This window comes from Leptospira borgpetersenii serovar Javanica (genome assembly GCF_003046425.1).
GTDB classification, from domain to species: domain Bacteria; phylum Spirochaetota; class Leptospiria; order Leptospirales; family Leptospiraceae; genus Leptospira; species Leptospira borgpetersenii.
In genome coordinates, this window is sequence record NZ_QAJG01000004.1 from 175,001 (window position 1) to 192,236 (window position 17,236).

12 protein-coding genes and 1 pseudogene (1 of these 13 only partly in view) are annotated in these 17,236 nt (G+C 37.2%); 5 read left to right on the top strand and 8 right to left on the bottom strand.

What is annotated here, in order from left to right; all coding sequences use genetic code 11:
- From CLV95_RS04750 to CLV95_RS04765, 3 genes are all read right to left on the bottom strand, one after another.
- Positions 1-1,030, bottom strand: the 5' portion of a protein-coding gene (locus CLV95_RS04750; RefSeq protein WP_002732554.1) for an HD-GYP domain-containing protein. Its footprint begins 464 nt before the window's first position; only the first 1,030 of its 1,494 coding nucleotides appear in the window; the start codon lies at positions 1,028-1,030; its stop codon lies off the left edge, out of view.
- A gap of 1,222 nt (positions 1,031-2,252) precedes the next feature.
- Entirely contained in the window at positions 2,253-3,722 is a 1,470-nt protein-coding gene (locus CLV95_RS04760; protein ID WP_002724492.1) for an HD-GYP domain-containing protein, read from the bottom strand.
- A gap of 163 nt (positions 3,723-3,885) precedes the next feature.
- Positions 3,886-4,503, bottom strand: coding sequence for an ACT domain-containing protein (locus tag CLV95_RS04765; RefSeq protein ID WP_002724498.1), 618 nt, complete (start codon positions 4,501-4,503; stop codon positions 3,886-3,888).
- Between the two features lie 181 nt (positions 4,504-4,684).
- Here CLV95_RS04765 and CLV95_RS04770 point away from each other — a divergent pair, with 181 nt between their 5' ends.
- The gene (locus tag CLV95_RS04770) at positions 4,685-6,526 is read left to right on the top strand and encodes an ABC transporter ATP-binding protein (RefSeq protein ID WP_107694874.1); all 1,842 of its coding nucleotides are present in this window, start codon (positions 4,685-4,687) and stop codon (positions 6,524-6,526) included.
- Positions 6,527-6,580: 54 nt separating this feature from the next.
- Positions 6,581-6,979: an SET domain-containing protein gene (locus CLV95_RS04775; RefSeq protein ID WP_002724463.1), complete on the top strand. Its 399-nt coding sequence runs from the start codon at positions 6,581-6,583 to the stop codon at positions 6,977-6,979.
- Here the strand turns inward: CLV95_RS04775 and CLV95_RS04780 are convergent.
- Positions 6,968-8,194, bottom strand: coding sequence for a DUF3095 domain-containing protein (locus CLV95_RS04780; RefSeq protein WP_002732431.1), 1,227 nt, complete (start codon positions 8,192-8,194; stop codon positions 6,968-6,970). The two genes, CLV95_RS04775 and CLV95_RS04780, sit on opposite strands and share 12 nt — an antisense overlap.
- A gap of 867 nt (positions 8,195-9,061) precedes the next feature.
- Positions 9,062-11,104: a sigma-54-dependent Fis family transcriptional regulator gene (locus CLV95_RS04785; protein WP_002732254.1), complete on the bottom strand. Its 2,043-nt coding sequence runs from the start codon at positions 11,102-11,104 to the stop codon at positions 9,062-9,064.
- Positions 11,105-11,841: 737 nt separating this feature from the next.
- On the opposite strand from CLV95_RS04785, the pseudogene tilS reads away from it, so the two are divergent.
- Positions 11,842-13,141, top strand: a pseudogene (gene tilS, locus CLV95_RS04790) (tRNA lysidine(34) synthetase TilS).
- Positions 13,138-13,803: a ribosome biogenesis GTP-binding protein YihA/YsxC gene (gene yihA, locus CLV95_RS04795; RefSeq protein WP_002726696.1), complete on the top strand. Its 666-nt coding sequence runs from the start codon at positions 13,138-13,140 to the stop codon at positions 13,801-13,803. The pseudogene tilS and the gene yihA overlap by 4 nt, the downstream one beginning before the upstream one ends.
- A gap of 4 nt (positions 13,804-13,807) precedes the next feature.
- Here the strand turns inward: yihA and CLV95_RS04800 are convergent, their stop codons facing one another.
- From CLV95_RS04800 to CLV95_RS04810, 3 genes are all read right to left on the bottom strand, one after another.
- Positions 13,808-14,479 carry a hypothetical protein gene (locus CLV95_RS04800; RefSeq protein WP_002732620.1) on the bottom strand — a complete coding sequence of 224 codons (672 nt, stop codon included), beginning with the start codon at positions 14,477-14,479 and terminating at the stop codon, positions 13,808-13,810.
- A 201-nt stretch (positions 14,480-14,680) separates the two neighbouring features.
- Positions 14,681-15,031 (bottom strand): PilZ domain-containing protein, encoded by a 351-nt coding sequence (locus tag CLV95_RS04805; protein ID WP_002732733.1) that lies wholly within the window; start codon positions 15,029-15,031, stop codon positions 14,681-14,683.
- 293 nt (positions 15,032-15,324) lie between these two features.
- Positions 15,325-16,263, bottom strand: a complete 939-nt coding sequence (locus CLV95_RS04810) for an MBL fold metallo-hydrolase (RefSeq protein ID WP_002739129.1) — start codon at positions 16,261-16,263, stop codon at positions 15,325-15,327.
- A 48-nt stretch (positions 16,264-16,311) separates the two neighbouring features.
- Between CLV95_RS04810 and trmB the strand changes: the two genes are divergently transcribed.
- On the top strand, positions 16,312-16,965 hold the full coding sequence (gene trmB, locus CLV95_RS04815; RefSeq protein WP_002732455.1) for a tRNA (guanine(46)-N(7))-methyltransferase TrmB: 654 nt from the start codon (positions 16,312-16,314) through the stop codon (positions 16,963-16,965).
- Positions 16,966-17,236 lie beyond the last annotated feature (271 nt).

The following is a 17,236-nucleotide window of genomic DNA, read 5'->3' on the forward strand; positions in this document are numbered from 1 at the left end:
GACGCCATTCCTGGTTCGTACTGAGAGAAGCGAATTCCCCGGAGATCGAAATAATTCCAGGATCTTCGTCCGTGTAAGTATTTCCTAGAATGTGATGGATCTGTTTTTGAATGTCTTTGATCAGGATTTGTTTTGATTTATCGTCTTTATACTTTTGAAGATATTCGGTCAGTTTTCGAATAATCATATTTGTCGAAGGATAATTATTATTCAGACCTTCTCCGCGGAAAGTCCTATGACTGTTGAGTACCGCCGATTTAACTTCCGAATTGACCCCGCTTAAATTTCCAATCATAAGATAACTGATGATCGGATGATTTTTGATATAATCAAATTCCTCCGGACGAAGATCGATATGATTCGGAAGTTTCATCCTGGATTTACCGACATCCACCATAAATGAAGCTAGCATAACGTTAAGTTGTTTTGTTTTTTGAATTTCGTTATCGTTTTTACTAAGAGCTTTCATCCCTCTTAATTTCATCGCCATAGCAATGACTGTACGTTTGGTCATCATCTCGGAAGCCGTTCTGACACCAGCTTGTCCCATCACTTCAATCACGTTTACAAGTCCCAGTTCCATATCCGAACTTGCCTTAAAGTCGGCAAGAATATCGTCGATACCTTTCTGAACCAAGCGGATATGATTGTTGGTCAACGGAAAGTGTTTGAGTTCCTCTAAAAGATCAGAAGCTTCTTTGGCAAGGGCTATCGCAAGATTCGGATTTACGAGTTTCGTAAAGGAAACTTCTCTTCCGTGAACCGCATCCGGATTTTTCGGTTTGATAAATTTATCTTTTTCCGAAATAAGAAAATAAATCCCCTGACTTTCAAATTTTTGAAGTCTTGTAACGTCTTCTTCGGATGCATCCGATTTTTTATGGATTAAGATCTGGCCGTTTTTATTATAAAAATCGACCGGTACCTCACTCTGACTGATAAAACTTTTGATAACGTCGGAATTGAATTCGAATTTTTCCAAAAGTTCCTTATTAACCGAATGCGAGCTATGATTCACATTAGAATTCATTTTATCAAATACCCTTAATTCCGTTTCGAAAGAGGTCTGCGTATTTCTTCACAATTCCTACTCAGGAAGAATACAAAATCGGACTGGAAAAAAATTATTTATGAAACGTACATTTTAACAAAAGCCGCAAGAATTCAAAAAATTATTTCCTAAAATCATAGAAGATTTTTATAAAACGGACCATAAGGGGCTAAGGCCATTTTTTCGTTTGAAACCGGTTTCACGATCAATCGACGGTCAGTGAAAGAAACGATTTGAAAACGTTCGTCGTGGTTTTATTCAAGAACATGGAATTCAAGCGCCTGGAATTTTACCCTCGTTTTAAAAATCATAGTATTCTATTCCATAATGATCGATAAAACGGCGCACTCCTGATTTTTATATAATAGAGTTGTTGAAAAATTCCATGATTCAGATTAACAAAATCGCTTCAAACATCCATTTCAATGCAGCAGAAACGGATAGAGAATTAATTTTTCAACAACTCTAATAGAATTCCCATAAAATTCTGTCTTTAAACGAGAATTTGTGTTAAAAAACTAACCGTATATAATATGAGTTCGATATAAGGTTCTGTCCCAAAATTGAGACAGAACTTTGCAGCTTGATCTTTCTGACAAAGTAAACTGGGATTTTGGGACTTGCTGTCAGAAAGTCTGGACGAATCACTCGTAAATTTCATAATTAACGTGAGTTCGGCGTAAGAAAGTTTGGGCGAATAAGAAACTAAAGTGTTACGACTCCCTATGAGTCGTCGCAGCTCGCAAATTTCATAGATAAAATAGCTCGCGGCCTGAAACGCTTTTGTAAAAAGCGTTTCACCTGAATTTTTTAAACTAAAGTGCTGCTCGTTATAGATCACAGCATAATAATCGCTTGCATATTTGTTATGTCGAACTTACGTTAATTACAATACGAATAAATGAATATAATCGATTTTACGATTGGAGTTCTTTTGATGAATGCAATGCCTCATTTTATTTTTGGCATTACAAATACAAAATTTCTAGGGATGTTCGGGTTTAGTCCAACAGGAAATATAATGTATGGAGTCATACAATTTATTATTTGTCTGTCATTATATCATTTAAATCATCATATCTCGAATATTTACCAGAATGGTATATTTTTGGGATGTTCGATTGTTTTAATTCTATACCTTGTTTTTGGGAAAATAGTATTAAAATTATACAATAAGCAAAGTAGTTAAATTACATATCTATTAAACGTTTTCTTTAGGAAGTTCGCCAGTCTGTTTAGACAATTCTTCGTAAAGGCGAGCATCTATATTCGGATCTAGAACGTAAACGATTCTTCTCGGATCTTGATTTTTCTCGAGATTGTAAATCGCTCTCCTTCGATCGAGTTTTAACGAAGAAATATCAAACCCGGAAATCCTCAGTTTTCCCATATTGCTGAAATTCGGTCGGATGGTTCCGATCCTTTCCAGCATAGGACGAATTTGAGTTTTATACATTTCCCGAATAATACAAACCTCGAAAAACACCCTCTGATTAGAATCCTGTGTAACCACGATTACGAAATCTCCTTCTTGAATAAAAGGTTGATTATTGCACAAGGAAAGACCGATGTGATCATAAAAATCCCTCAGAGTCTTTTCATTATATGCAAAAAAACTATTATTCAAAATAAGCTTCATCGCAACCAAAGGATCAAACGCCTCCCTCCATTCCTGTCTTGTGGTTAAGGAAGCAAATTCTCCCGCAATGGAAATAACCCCGATATCTTCTATAGGAAGGTTATTAGTGAGAATATTCCGTATCTGTTTTTGAATATCTCCGACCAAAACGGCCTTCATCGGATCATCCTTATATTTTTCTTTATAAAGATTGAGCTTATGAACGAGAACTTTCGGTTGAGGATAATTATTGTTCATCCCTTCGCCTTTGTGAGGACGGTGATGATTGAGAACCAGAGTTTTGATGTTATCATCTAAATCCGGAAGGTTAGCCACCATAAGATAACTGATAATCGGATGATTTTTGATGTATTCGAATTCTTCCGCCTTCAGATCTTTTTGCATCGGAATTTTCATCTGAGTATAACCCACATCCGCAAGATAAGAAGACATCATCAGATTCATCTGATCCAACTTCTTTTGTTCCATATCCACTTTGGTAAAAACCTTTCCCGCTCTTACCTTCATCGCCATGGAGATCACGGTGCGTTTTGTGAGTATTTCGGAATCCATTGGAACTCCGGCATTACTCATAACCTCAATGATATTGACTAACCCGTTTTCCATATCGGGCGTAGATTTAAAGTCTTCTAATATTCCATCGATAGATTTATTAAGATGCCTTACCTGATTTCCGTGAAGAGGAAATTTTTTCAATTCGGATAAAAAGCCGGAAGCATTTCTTGCAAGTTCGACAGTTAGTTCAGCATTAACTAATTTAGCGAAACTTACTTCCCGACCATTTACGGTATCCGATCCAGAACCTTGTTTTCCACCGGCAATTTTCTCAAATTCGGATTTTAAAAAGTAGATCCCCTGATTTTCAAACCTCAGTAATTTTGTAATGTCTTCTCCGTCGGCATTTTCCTTTTTATGAATAAGAATTTGCCCGTTTCTATTGTAGAAATCAACCGGAATGACGCTGTTAATTTTAAAGTGTTGAATGATTTCTTCTGTAAAATCGAATTTCTGTAAGTCTTTTTGGGCATCCATGAGAATAATCTTAAATAGTAAATTTATCTTTCGAATACAGTAATACTAGCTATGTATATTAAAAAGCGGGTCAAAAATTTCATTGTTAATCCATGAAAAGGCGAGAATAAACTGTTTGCACTGAATATTTTTTATAAGAGACGAAAAAAAAATATTTTATCGATTATTTCCAAGAAGAATTCAAACTCATCTCAAGTATATTCCGGCTCACGCGATCTTCTAATGACGAACCAGCAAAACCTCTTTTTCCTTTTGTATCGGAAAGTATAAAGGTATCCTGAGCCCGATTTCCGGTCCGATCCGTCCGAATCGTCGCGGAATGAATGTTAATCCCGTTTTCTTTGAGCACTCCAGTAACAAAGTAAAGAAGACCTTTTCTATCCGGAGCTTCAAGGGTAAATTTAGTTTTAGTTCCCAATTCTATATCTTCGAATTCCAACTTGGAATCGGGACCAAGGTGATAAGTATTCCTAAGATCGATTTCGCTTGAATGATGAATAATTTCTTCCAGAACGAAATCGTCCGTAAATACGGAAGACATTAGAACCCCCAATTTAGAAGCCTTGATTTTAGAATCCGTTTCATCTGATTTTAATGTAAAAATATCGTAGCTATAAAACTGGCCTTCCTCTTCTATCGTCTTGATGTCGCCGGAAACGATTTCCCAGCCCATAAAAAACATTGCTTTCACCATTTTATGGAGAGTGCCGGGGGCAGTTTCGGAAGTTTTTAAAGTAACCGTATAGAATCCATCGTTCTCTTTATAGTGAAAATGAATCATCCTATAGACCTGGTTACAAATATAATTGTGCGTTTCAAAAAAACGACTCTTTTCCTGACGTATTCTGTCTCTTATCCGGTGAAAAATTCTTGCCTCAGGGTTTCAAAGGAAAACAGTCAAAGAAGAGTGGAAATGAAAGATATTCGCCAAAAATAAAAGGAACGACATTTCCCAAAACGGTATGAAAAGACCTCTTGAATACAATCCGGACCTGATCCAAAAATCGGAACACTTGCCGCTGGAAAAGGAAAAAGGCTCCGCTAAAAAATGGAAAGCTCTGAATCCGAAAAAAGAAAAACTGAACTCGGAAACGGAAGGCGCACCAGGTCTTTTGATTTTCGGACTATTTCGATTCGCCAAAAAATATAAGGGAAGAATTTCAGTCATTATCGGGCTTCTCTGTTTCGAAATCGGATTTTATGCGAGTATCCCTTTTAGTTTTAAATATTTAATCGACGAAGCCCTCATCAACCGAAATCAAAATGCACTTTATTGGATCGGAGCCTATCTTGCGATCGGAACGATTACTTTTACAATTCTTGGAACTGTGAGAGATTATCTTTATAATTGGGCCTCCGCAAGAATTATCCAAGATCTTCGATTGCAAATGTACGAACATTTGGATCGATTGAATTTGGATTTTTTTTCCAACAATAAGTTAGGGGATATTCTTTCCAGGTTTTTCAACGATCTTGCGGCATTAGAACACGCCCTTCTAGCGTTTATTCCTTGGGGACTCGGCCCTCTTTTAGAGGCGATCTTCGGGACTATTTTACTTTTTTTATTGGATTGGAAACTTGCTTTGATCGCATTGCTCATCTGGCCGATTAGTTTTTTAGGGCCGGGATTTTTATCCAGAAAGTCCACGGAAATCAGTTACACAAGAAAATTAGAAGAAGCTCAAGTACTCAGTTTGGTGGAAGAATCCATTTCCGCACAGAATTTGATCCGAGCTTATGATCTAAGCGACTATTTCTTCAACAGATTCAAGAACAGCTGTGAAAAACTATTTCAAGTTTCCCTTAGACTCGGGTTGACGAATTCTTATTTGGAACGTTCCGCAGGTTCGGGAATCCTATTTCTTCAAGGAGTTCTCTTACTTGTAGGAACTATATTCGCATATCATAATGCGCTTAGTATAGGTACTTTAGCGGCTTTTTTACCCCCATTTTTAAATTTAAGTTACTCCTTATTGTACCTTTCCCAATATTTACCTGCGCTGAATCACGCAAGTGGATCGGCAAAACGGATCTTAGAATTATTACGCGCTCCGGTATTTGAATCAGATCCGGAAGAATCCTCGATTCCGGAATTAAAAGAGGCGATCCACTTCGAGAACGTTCATTTCCGATACAAGGGAAGATCAAAAAATCTAAGCGATATCACTCTCACGATTCCCAAAGGAAGTTATACTGCCATCGTAGGAGGTTCGGGAGTTGGTAAAAGTACTTTCATCAAGCTTCTCCTAGGAATGGTACAACCTAACGAAGGAAAAATTCTTTTTGACGGTATGAATCTAAATTCCCTATCCAGGAGTTCAGTTCGATCTTTAATAGGTGTAGTATTTCAAGAAACCTTTCTTTTCAATACTACCATCTTTGAAAACATCCGTATCGGCAAACCGAGCGCGACTCTGGAAGAAGTGGTCGAAGCAGCCAAAAAAGCCGAAATACACGAGATGATTCTCTCGTTACCTATGGGCTACGAAACAAACGCGGGCGATAGAGGGACCAAACTTTCCGGCGGAGAAAGACAAAGAATCGCGATAGCAAGAGCATTTTTAAGGAATCCTCAGATTCTTCTTTTGGACGAAGCGACTTCCTCCTTGGACCCGGTAACGGAAGCAAGAATTATGAAAACCCTTTCTTTGTTAAGAGAAGGAAGAACGGTAATCTCAGTTACTCATAGACTTTCCACAATTCGAGAAGCGGACCAGGTTTTTCAAATGCGCAACGGAAAACTGGAAAGATTTTCCGTCCCCGTCCCCGTCCCCGAGCCCGAACAGCAGGCCATGGTCTTGTAGGAATTCCCTTTTCTTACTTGCAATTTTTTTCCCGGCTAAATTACATTCTTTCCAATGCTATTAGTACCCACATACATCGCCGATTCCTCAATCGGCGGTTTCGGTCTTTTTGCCGGCCGAGACATTCAAAAAGGCGAATTGATTTGGAAATATCATCCTAAGACGGTCTGGGTTTTAACTGATCAAGAACTAAATTCCCTTCCGTTATCCGTTCAAGAAATGTTTCGCATTTATTCCTATCAAACCGCCGGAAAATGGTTCTACTGTTCGGATAATTCCAAATTTATGAATCACAGTGACGATCCGAATACGAAAGAAGATTTTACGAGCGAACAAACAAACCCAATGGGACAAGACATTGCAACGAGATTGATTCTAAAAGGAGAAGAACTCACGTGCAATTATAAACTTTTCGACGACAATTGGAAAATAAAACTCGGTTTAATTTTTTGACGCTTTTATTTGTCCTTTGAGCTGAATTGCGGCGAGAGCATAACCTCCGTCCGCCGAATCGACAAAATGGACTTCCCTCGCGGAACCTTCGTGTAAAGCGCAAGTCATCAAAGCCCTATCGGAAATGTGATATCCGTAAAAGAGTTTTCCTTGTTTATAAAGGTCGTCTAAAAATTCGAGAAAAGATTTTCTGGAATCGGAATCACAAGCAACAACCATCTTTAATGTTCCGTCGTATTTCCTAAAATCGGAAGCAAGTACTTGAGATTTTCTTAATTCTCTCAATTCCATTCCGTTTACTTTCGGACCGAACTTCCACTGTGTGTTGATGGCAAGGTTGAGCATAATCCCTTCGATTTTGATCTTGAGCATTCTTAAAAAATGAAAAATTCCCTTTCTACTTCCAGAATGAATCGTCGCTTCTTTACGAAAATATTTTCCGGACAGATCCACTTTGATTTTTTCTTCCTTAAGAGGATGAATTTCCGCGTCGTTCCCCAGGAGAACGCCAACTTGATCCAAGACAATTTTCAACAATTCTTGATCAGAAGCTACACCCGAAGAATTCATTTTAATGATAAACGAAACCGTTTCTCCCCGATGGCTCGGAATATCCTGCCAACGACAAGTAAAACCCGTAAAATCCGGTTTAATTTTTGCCTTATGAGTTAAAGGGATAATATAAGGGTTCGTCGAATCGTCATTCTTAACGAGATTTTCCGCCATATCCAAAGCGTTTCCCGTTAAGATCGCCTGGTTGTAAAATTCAGAAATTCTTAATTTACAAAGTTTTAATTCTTTACCGCTTTTTTTCAACTCCCCTACGTTTACGATTCCGGCTCTGAGTTTCAAGCCGAAGTTGCTTTTCACCGATTCTCGAATCGAAAATAAGATATCCTTCACTGCAAAAAGAACACTATCCGGAAGCAACAATGTCATACCATCCCCCCCGAATAAAAACGGATAATCCATATCCCCCATGAAGTTGGAGACAGCCATTGCCGTGATACCACCTGCGATGTTTACGTCTTTATAATGTCCATTTCGAATTGCTTCCGTCGAATTCACCACATCCGTGATGATTATATTCCAATCGTCCGGAACGGTAAAATAATTGGAAGGTTCTATAATCTCCGTAAAAGAGGAAAGTGCCGGCAGATATTTATAAAAATTCTGAGTATTCAACGTTGGTTTTCGATCGATGGTTTGAATCATCTTATTTCACCTAATAATAGTTATATTTTATCCCCAAAAAGAATTTCAAAAACTCCCTTATATTGAGGGGACTTTACATTAGAGTTGTTGAAAAATTCCATGATTCAGATTAACAAAACCGCTTCAAACGTCCATTTTAATGCAGCAGAAACGGATAGAGAATTTAATTCTTCAACAACTCTATTCTTAGAAATCAATCCGAATCGGATTCAAAAGTTTTGAAACAAATAGATGTCATATTTGGGAATTTTTGCGCGGATTTCCATCCTAAAATTCAAACTTTCTACTATAAAAAATCGGAAACTAGAACCACCATCACACTTTCGTGTATCATGAAATTCAGTCAAGATTCTCCGAATTCAACATATTAATTTTCAGATACTGACATGCCTAAAATCCAAAAAATCATGATTATTCGGTCGTTCTTTAAAAATATCTCAAAAACACCTTAGAACTTTTAAATCGGCTTTTTATGCACGATAAAGTGTTTTTGAAATGTTTCAAACAAAACGAAGGAATTTCCACAAATTACGTCTCTTACTGACTTCTATAATAAAGTTCCTAAAACTCTACCTTTCAACAGGGATTTGCGCTAAAATTAACAATACTTGTAGGAATCAGTAAGGGATTTTACAACTTTTTAAACCGCCTTTTCATCGTTAAAATAGCAGTAGCCTTACATTTTAAGAATAGATTTACAAAGTTCAGATTCCGATTTGCTTTCAAAAAAATGAATCTTCTTACGTCGAACTTACGTTAAGAGCCGGTCTTTTACAAAAGAAACTTTTAAATAAAACGGAAGAATCAGATTACTATTTTCTTACGAACTTATGATTCGACTCAAAATCAATAATCAATAATCAATAATCAATAATCAATTTTGAGATCCTTAATTTTTTTATCCAAAGTGTTTCGGTTAATCCCTAGAAATTTGGCGACTCTCGTCTTGGTATATTTGAATTTTTTCATCGCGTACTTAATCAGACGGGCTTCCACCTCACCTATTATAACTTCGATTGCTCTTCCATCAAGAGCGTCCAAATGAGAGGAGGAAAATCTGGAATTGGCTATTTCCAAAGACATTTCCGAATCACCCGTTTCAAGGTCGAAATCTTCATTCCCGTAGAGAAGCCGTCCGTTGATCTCCGAGAAGTCTTGGATATCCAACATTTCCAATTGTGAAAGAACAACCGCACGTTCGATAACATTCTCAAGTTCTCGGACATTTCCCGGCCAGTTGTAATTCATCAAAAGCTTATGCGCTTCTCTTGTAAGTCCTGTGATTTTTTTACCGTTTTCTTCCGCATACTTCGCGATGAAGTGATTGATCAAAAGAGGAATGTCATCCGCCCTTTCACGAAGAGGCGGAGTATGCATATTTACCACATTGAGTCTGTAGAAAAGGTCCGGTCTGAATTTTTTCTCTGAGATTAGTTTTTCCAAATCGGCATTAGTTGCAGCGATAATTCTCACGTCGATTTTTTTCGGTTTTATAGAACCGACCGCTTCGATCTCTTTTTCCTGAAGAACTCTCAAAAGTTTAGATTGTAGATTGAGATCCATCTCACCGATCTCATCAAGAAAAATTGTTCCAGTATCGGCCATTTCGAATTTTCCTTTTTTATCCGAAACCGCCCCGGTAAAAGAACCCTTCTTGTGACCGAAAAGTTCGCTTTCTAGTAAGTTTTCCGGAATCGCCGCACAATTAATTTTAATAAACGGTTTATCCGCACGGGAAGAATTGTAATGAATCGCGGATGCGATCATTTCTTTACCAGTCCCGGATTCTCCCGTAATTAAAATGGAAGCTCTCGAATCCGAAACGAGATGAACCATTTCGAAAAGTTTTTCCATCGGTTTGGACTTTCCTATCAAAGAGCCAAACTTATATTTATTCTTTAATTCTCTTTTGAGGAGGACGTTTTCTCTTGAGATCTCTCTTTTTTCTTCGTCGATGAGTTTTTGAATTCGAATTGCTTGGTATATTACAGAAGCGACTACCTGCAAAAAGTCTAAATAAGTTTTTAGATCAATATATTTTTTATGGACAAAATAAACGCTTACAACTCCTAAAACACCGGTGTCGGATTTGATCGGAGCCGCAAGGAAACTAACGTTCTCCGGATTATTTTTAAAATGAGCGGCGTTACCCACTCGATTTAAAAAATTTTCGTCGTTTGCGATCGATTCCACGATGATCGGCTCACCCGTTTCAAAAACTTTCCCGGTAATTCCTTCTCCGGGAAGATAAACCCCTTTTTCCATTTCTTCGGCGGTTAAACCGGAAGCTGCTTCAAGTTTCAAAATCGCTTTTTCCGCTTCGAAAAGAACGATACTTCCCCGCTCTAAGTTTAAGGATTTTTCTAAACGATCCATGATATCTTCGAAAATTTCCTGAAGAACCAATGTGGAAGTAACGGTTCTAGAAATATCGATTAATACCTGCTGTATTTTATTCTTTTGTTCCAGCTGTCTGAAAATTTGTAAGTTTTTAAAAATCTGTGCGGCTTGATTGGCAAGAGTCGAGATAATTTCTAGGTGCTCATCATTAAAAGCGCCTTTCCGACTGGAATCCAAAGAAATAACACCAATCACCACGTCCTCGACGATCATAGGAACCGCCAACTCCGACATAATATCGTCTTTTATGGAAATATAATGCGGATTAGCCGTAACATCGCTGACGATCATACCTTCGCCGGATGCAGCTACAATCCCGGTAATACCTTCTCCAACTTTTAATTTTACCTTGGTTCTAACGGAAGGATTCATGCCCCGAAAAGTCACAATATCCAAAACGCTCTCTTTTTCATTAATTAACATCAAAGAACCCGAACCGACTTCGCAAATCTGAATGCAACGTTCTAGAATTAAGTCTAGAAGTTTATCCGGATCCAAAGTAGAATTCATAGCAGTTGCAACTTCTTGTATAGATCTTAAAGGACTTGGCTTTACATATCCTGACATGCTTAAAATTTTTGCGATTTGACAATTTTAGGGTCAATCCAATTTTCATTTTTCGCTTATTTATGGAGCGATTTTTTCAAAAATGCTAATAAAAATTAATGCCGAATTGGCACAATCTTGGAGTAAATTCGATTTCAAGAGGAAATTCGCATTTGTAATTTTAGTCTCTATGTAAAAAAAATTCGGTTTTGAAGTATTTTAACGTGAATTCGATAGGAAAGTTTGGCGAATCGCTTACAAATTTTATAACTGAAACGCTTTCGTAAAAAGCGTTTTACCTAAATTCTTCAAACTAAAGTGCTGCTCTATCGATCCAGCATAATAATCAGTTTCGCATTTGTTGTGCCGAATTTATATTATTTTAGTAAATAATTCTCATCCCTTATATAACATAGTATCTTTTACAATTTCTATGTTCCATAAGCTGTAACGTGCCTAAATCTAAAATGAATAACGATCTTACATTTTCAATTGAATGACCGCGATACGGACTAAATCGGAATGGATTTAAAATAGCGCCTAGCAATCTTACAAATAAACATAGACAAAGTTTGAAAAATTATCCATTAAAACGAAAGCATCTCTAAAATTCACAAATTAATCGAAAATCAAAAGCGGGTGTACAATATTACTCTTGCAGCAATCCGAAGAAGCCGTTATACCTGCATTAACCAGTTCAGATGAGAGATAAGATCTCCGAATCCACACGAAATATTTTTGATACGGTCTGGAAAAGAATCTTTCCTTTTCACGAGATGATACTATCTCGTCCCGCTGTTCTTTCCTATTCCGGCGGGAAAGATTCTTCCCTTTTGCTTCATTTTTATTTTTGGCTTTGGGTCGAGAAAAAAATTCCAGTGCCTTGCATTTATCACTTAGATCATTCGATTCGATTCAATTTGGAACAGGAAAAAAAAATCCTCGATTATACGGAGAGCACGTTTCCATTCCCGAATTTATTCAAAAAAAAAAATATTCCAGTTTTATCTCGAAAGTTAGGCAAAACACTCGAAGAAACCGGAAGAGCTTTCAGATACAAGGATCTGGAAAAAATTTCGAATCAATACGAAGGTTATATTGTTACGGGCCATCATTCTACAGATTATCTAGAAACCATTCTTCTTAACCTGATTCGAGGAGGTGGTTGGAATTCTTTACGAACCTTAGGTTGGTATGAAAAAAATCGGTTTAGACCTCTTTTTGCTTTTACTGAAGACGAAATCAAAACGATTTCGCAATCCGAATCTTGGCCTATCTTCGAAGACGAATCTAATCAAAGTAACGAATATCTTAGAAATCGAATTCGAAATTATATCTTACCTTTACTGTTACAAGAAGGAGCGGACCCAGATCGAATTTATAAAAACTTTCATCGAATGGAAAAACCTACTTCTAAAATTCTTCTTAAAGAAGCTTCATCTCATAAAACTCCTTCTTTTTTGAAAATTGATGTATGGGTCCTGAACGATCTTTCTGAAAGAGAAAGAAAATTTTTTATAGATCGTTATTTACGGTCTTTAAATCTACACCCGACGACTCGGAATTTTTTTCAAGATCTTATGGATTGTTTGAAAAGGATGAATTCTTTCGGTATTGAGAACAAAGAAGTGTGGTTTTGGAAATCGTCCTCTTACGACCTTTACATGATCCCTAAAAACTCACCCTGTCTAAAAAGATTTAAATTAGAATCGAAAAATATGATACTTAAATGGAATGGAAGCCAAAAAAAAATTTCTCCTGGATTCATTCCAGGTTTATGCTCTCCCGGCGCCAAAATTCGCAAAAATGGGATGAGTATTGAAATTTCCGAAATCTTGCGACAAAAAGAGATTCCGGTTCCAGTTAGAAAAATGCTACCCATACTTTATAGGGAAGGGAAAGTTGATGTGATCTGTCTGAGTCTTTGGGATCCGAGATTAGGGGACATTGTAGCGGACAGGAGTCGAAATTTTATCTGATTTTCAGGAGCTCGGAATATGAACGAGGATCCTCAAAAAAAAGACGAACCATTTTTTAAGGACGTCGAGTTCAAAGCATCCTACGGAGAGGCGAATCAAATTCCTTCCCAAGGGATACCTCAGATTGCATTTGCAGGACGTTCTAATGCAGGTAAATCATCTCTACTCAACGCAATTCTCGAAAGAAAATCTCTCGCAAAAGTTTCCTCAACCCCTGGAAAGACAAAATTACTTAATTTCTTTTTTGTAAATCGTTCTATCTATCTGGTGGATTTACCGGGTTTCGGTTATTCCGCAAATTCCCATAAAGACCACGAAGCAATGATGGATCTTCTCATGGATTACTTGAATCTCGCTAAAGACTTGAAATGTCTGTTTTTAGTCTGCGATTCTCAAAGAGAACTTCCGGAAGAAGAATTAGAATTGATCGGAACCTGCTTTGAAAGAAACATAAAACCGGTTTTGGTTAGAACAAAAATCGACAAACTCAATCAAAGTGATCTTTCCAAACTAAGAAAAAAAATGAAAAATATCCACGAACTTTACCCGATGCTTGAAACGGTCCTTGTTTCAAATAAATCGGGGAAAGGTTTACCCGAACTCAGAAAAATTGTAGACTCATTGATCAGTACAGTTGGTACTCTGGTGGAAGGTAATACGAAAAAAATCGAAGGAATTTCTTAAAAAATCAGGCTTTCGCGTCGAAAATATTTCCGGTTTTAACGGAAGCGTTTGCATTTAATATTCTCAAACTAGTTCGAGCCTGTTTATCTATCAGTTCCTTAAAAGTATTTAAAGTATCTTCCAAGATCATTTTTAGTTTTTCTTGGTTGAGAGCCATCTCGAGCTTCCTCTTCCTCTCCTCCAGCTCTACTTTTCGGACGGAATCAAATCTTTGTTCGTTTTCCACTTTTTTTTTCGCTTCAAAAGTCTGAAGTTCCGATTCAATCTTACGAATCTCCAAAAGAATTTGTTTTTCCTTATCCTCCAATCCACTACTGGAAATGTAGGATTTTTCTTCTTTTTTAGGAACGTTTTCTTTTTTCGAAGATTCGTCCCATGAAGTTTCATTTTTTCGTGTTGTTTCTTCCGACTTTCGAGCAGTAACAGCTTCCGTTTCACCCGCGACAGCCACGAGTTTTCCATTTCGAAATTCATAGTGGATTTTCATATTTAAAGAGCGAATTTCGGCTCGATCTCTCATGGCTTCCGAACGAAATTCGGCAACGTGTCCAAGTTCATGAGAAATGACGTGAAGAACGGATGTGGAAGCAGGGGCGCTTTCCAACTGTCCATGACCAACATAATGCAAAGATTCATCTTTACCGAGTTGAACTTTATTTCCTGGACCGACTTTCATCCTAATATTAGTGTCGGCTTATATACCTACGAATTAAGGGCTAAGTATATAAAATATTTCCAAAATCGACAAAATTCTTTGATAAAAAGAAAAATAGAAATTATAACAAGATTAACTAAACCATCCAAGTATATAAGAATTCCTGCAATTTCTTACCAATTTACTGGATTATGATTTCTTTTAAGGTTTTAAGACAAAACCTCAACCGGCTGAAGCAATCTTATTTAAAATTTCGGCAATTACAAAATCCGGCAAATCGTGAAACACAAGTCCATACTTATACTTTTCCTGAACTAAATCTTTTCGAATAACATCTGCCTCGATTTCAACAGAAAATAAAGGAGACATAAATTTTACACGCTCTCCCAAAAGAATTTCCTCTCGTGAGCTGATCGAGGCTCCGATCATACTCATATCTTCTAGATTCCCCAAAATCTCATTCTTACCGAGAACCATTTTTATTAGATTGTTCTTTCGGAATCGTTTATAAAAACGCTTATCGGTAAAAACATCGATAGCGACTTTTTTCTGTTGCCCCATTTCGATTTGCATAGTGCAATCAAGAATAACTCAAATCGAACGAAATAAAAGAAAATTTTTAAGAAAGTGAAAATCAATAAGCCTAAGAACTTGTCCCAAAACCTCGGGTGTAGGAACTCCTACGAGAATATTCCAACGATAAAATCCGTTAGAAAATCCATAAATCACCGATTTGCGGGAATTCCGCACGCTCTATTACGAACTTATGAAATGATTGCGCTGATTTCTTCTAGTGTTTTGGGACAAGTTCTAAATTCTTTTTAGAAAAACTCTTAAAGGAAAATCAAAACACAAAAGAACGGTTTTTAAAGAGAAAACAAATCGTTTTCTCTTCCTAAAAGAACTTTCATCTTAGTAGAGGCTCTGGATTCCTGATGAAAAATTCTAGAAATATCTTCGTCTCTATGATCTGGCTCGTGATGAGTCAACACCAATCGTTTCGCTCCTAAAATTTCTCCACAACAAATCGCAACCTTACCAGAAGTATGTCCCCAACCTACTTTTTTCTCGGCTTCTTCCGAGCTGTATTGAGCGTCTATGATAAGCATGTCCGTTTCCCCAAAAGACTTCTTGAGCTCAAAGAATTCTTCTAGATCAGGCTCTTGAACTTCAACATCGGTACAAAACAAAAAACTCTTCCCCTGTTCCTCAAACCGAAATCCGGTACAATTTCCCGGATGTCTTAGAAGAAAAGGAGTTACCTTTATGGATCCGATGTTCGTACTTTTATTTCTTTCCAAAAGGTGAAAGGTTTTTTGAGACATCATGCCAGAAAGTGGAACAGGAAAATGCTCCTCGTTTTGTTGCCTTTCTAATCTTTCTTGAAGGTTAGGAATAGTAGAATAAAAATGAATATCTATGCCGGGAAAATAAGCGGGTTTAAAAAACATCCAGCCTTGTATATGATCCCAGTGAGTATGAGTGATCAAAATGTGAATCGAATCTCCTGGTTTTAACCCCTCAGCAAGAAGATCGTTCCCTAATTGTCTCATTCCGGATCCGCAGTCGATGATGTAACGCTCTCCCGACTGAGCTTGTATAAAAACGCAAGTGGTGTTTCCACCGACTGTTCTGGATAAAGAAGGATCTAAAGAATCTAAAAACTCCTCCTCTGAAAACATCCCGTTTCTCCGCTTGATTTCGGAATGAGCCGCCTTCAAAATTTTAAGAATTTTTTCTCTGTATTCCGATTCACTTAATGGTGTTGGGAGAGAACCGCGTACGCCGTATAATTTTATTTTCACTGTATTATATTAGACAAACAAAATGTGTAAAATTCCCTGGCGATAGCCATGTCCCAAGATCTTGAACAAAAACTCTGGTCGATCGCAAGCGGGATTCCTTTCGTTTCGGATTATTTTTTGCAGGCTAGTCCTGCAAGGAAACTGAAAAAAGAAAATTTATTCTCAAAAGTGTTCGAGACATATTTTTTAGAGTTGGGCTCGGGTTGGGGAGAAGTGGCGATTGCCATGGCTCTTCAAAGGCGAAATACAGGCTTCGTATTGATGGAGAAGAAATTTGACCGGATCCGTCATACGATACGCGAAATTGAAAAACATTCCCTTGATAATGTGAAAATTCTTTGCGTTAACTTCAATTGGTTCTTAGCGGATGTGTTTGAGGAAAACCTATTTTCCGAAATTTTACTCAACTTTCCAGATCCCTGGCCTAAAAAAAGGCATCACAAAAAAAGAACTATAAATTCCAAATTTCTAGAATCCCTTAGAGTTCTTCTTCCGGAAAAAGGTAAGTTTTCTTTCGCAACGGATTATGGTCCGTATGCGAGAAAGACAATTCGTCTTTTCAGAGATTCGGAAATTTTCAAACCGGAAACGATGGAATTCAGATTGGAAAGAAAGGAAATTCCTGTTTCTCATTTTGAAAGAAAAAAACGGAAAGAAGGAAAAAGAATTTATTATATCGATCAGATTTTGATTCGAAAATAAACTTTTGCTACATTGGTATTTATGAAAAGCATACACCGAATGTCCATAATAGAGTTTTTGAAAAATTAATTCCCATTTGTTTCATAAAATCGATAATTTATGAACTTCCTAACGGACTTTATTGTTGGAACACTCTCGAAGGAATTTTTGCATTTTTGTTTAACTAAAGCGTCTCCGCTCGATGAATTTTAGTACAAACTCGCATTCTATTCGTTCAATTTAGAAGCCCATGAGCACCAAAGAATAAATGCCCAGCATAAAACCAAATACA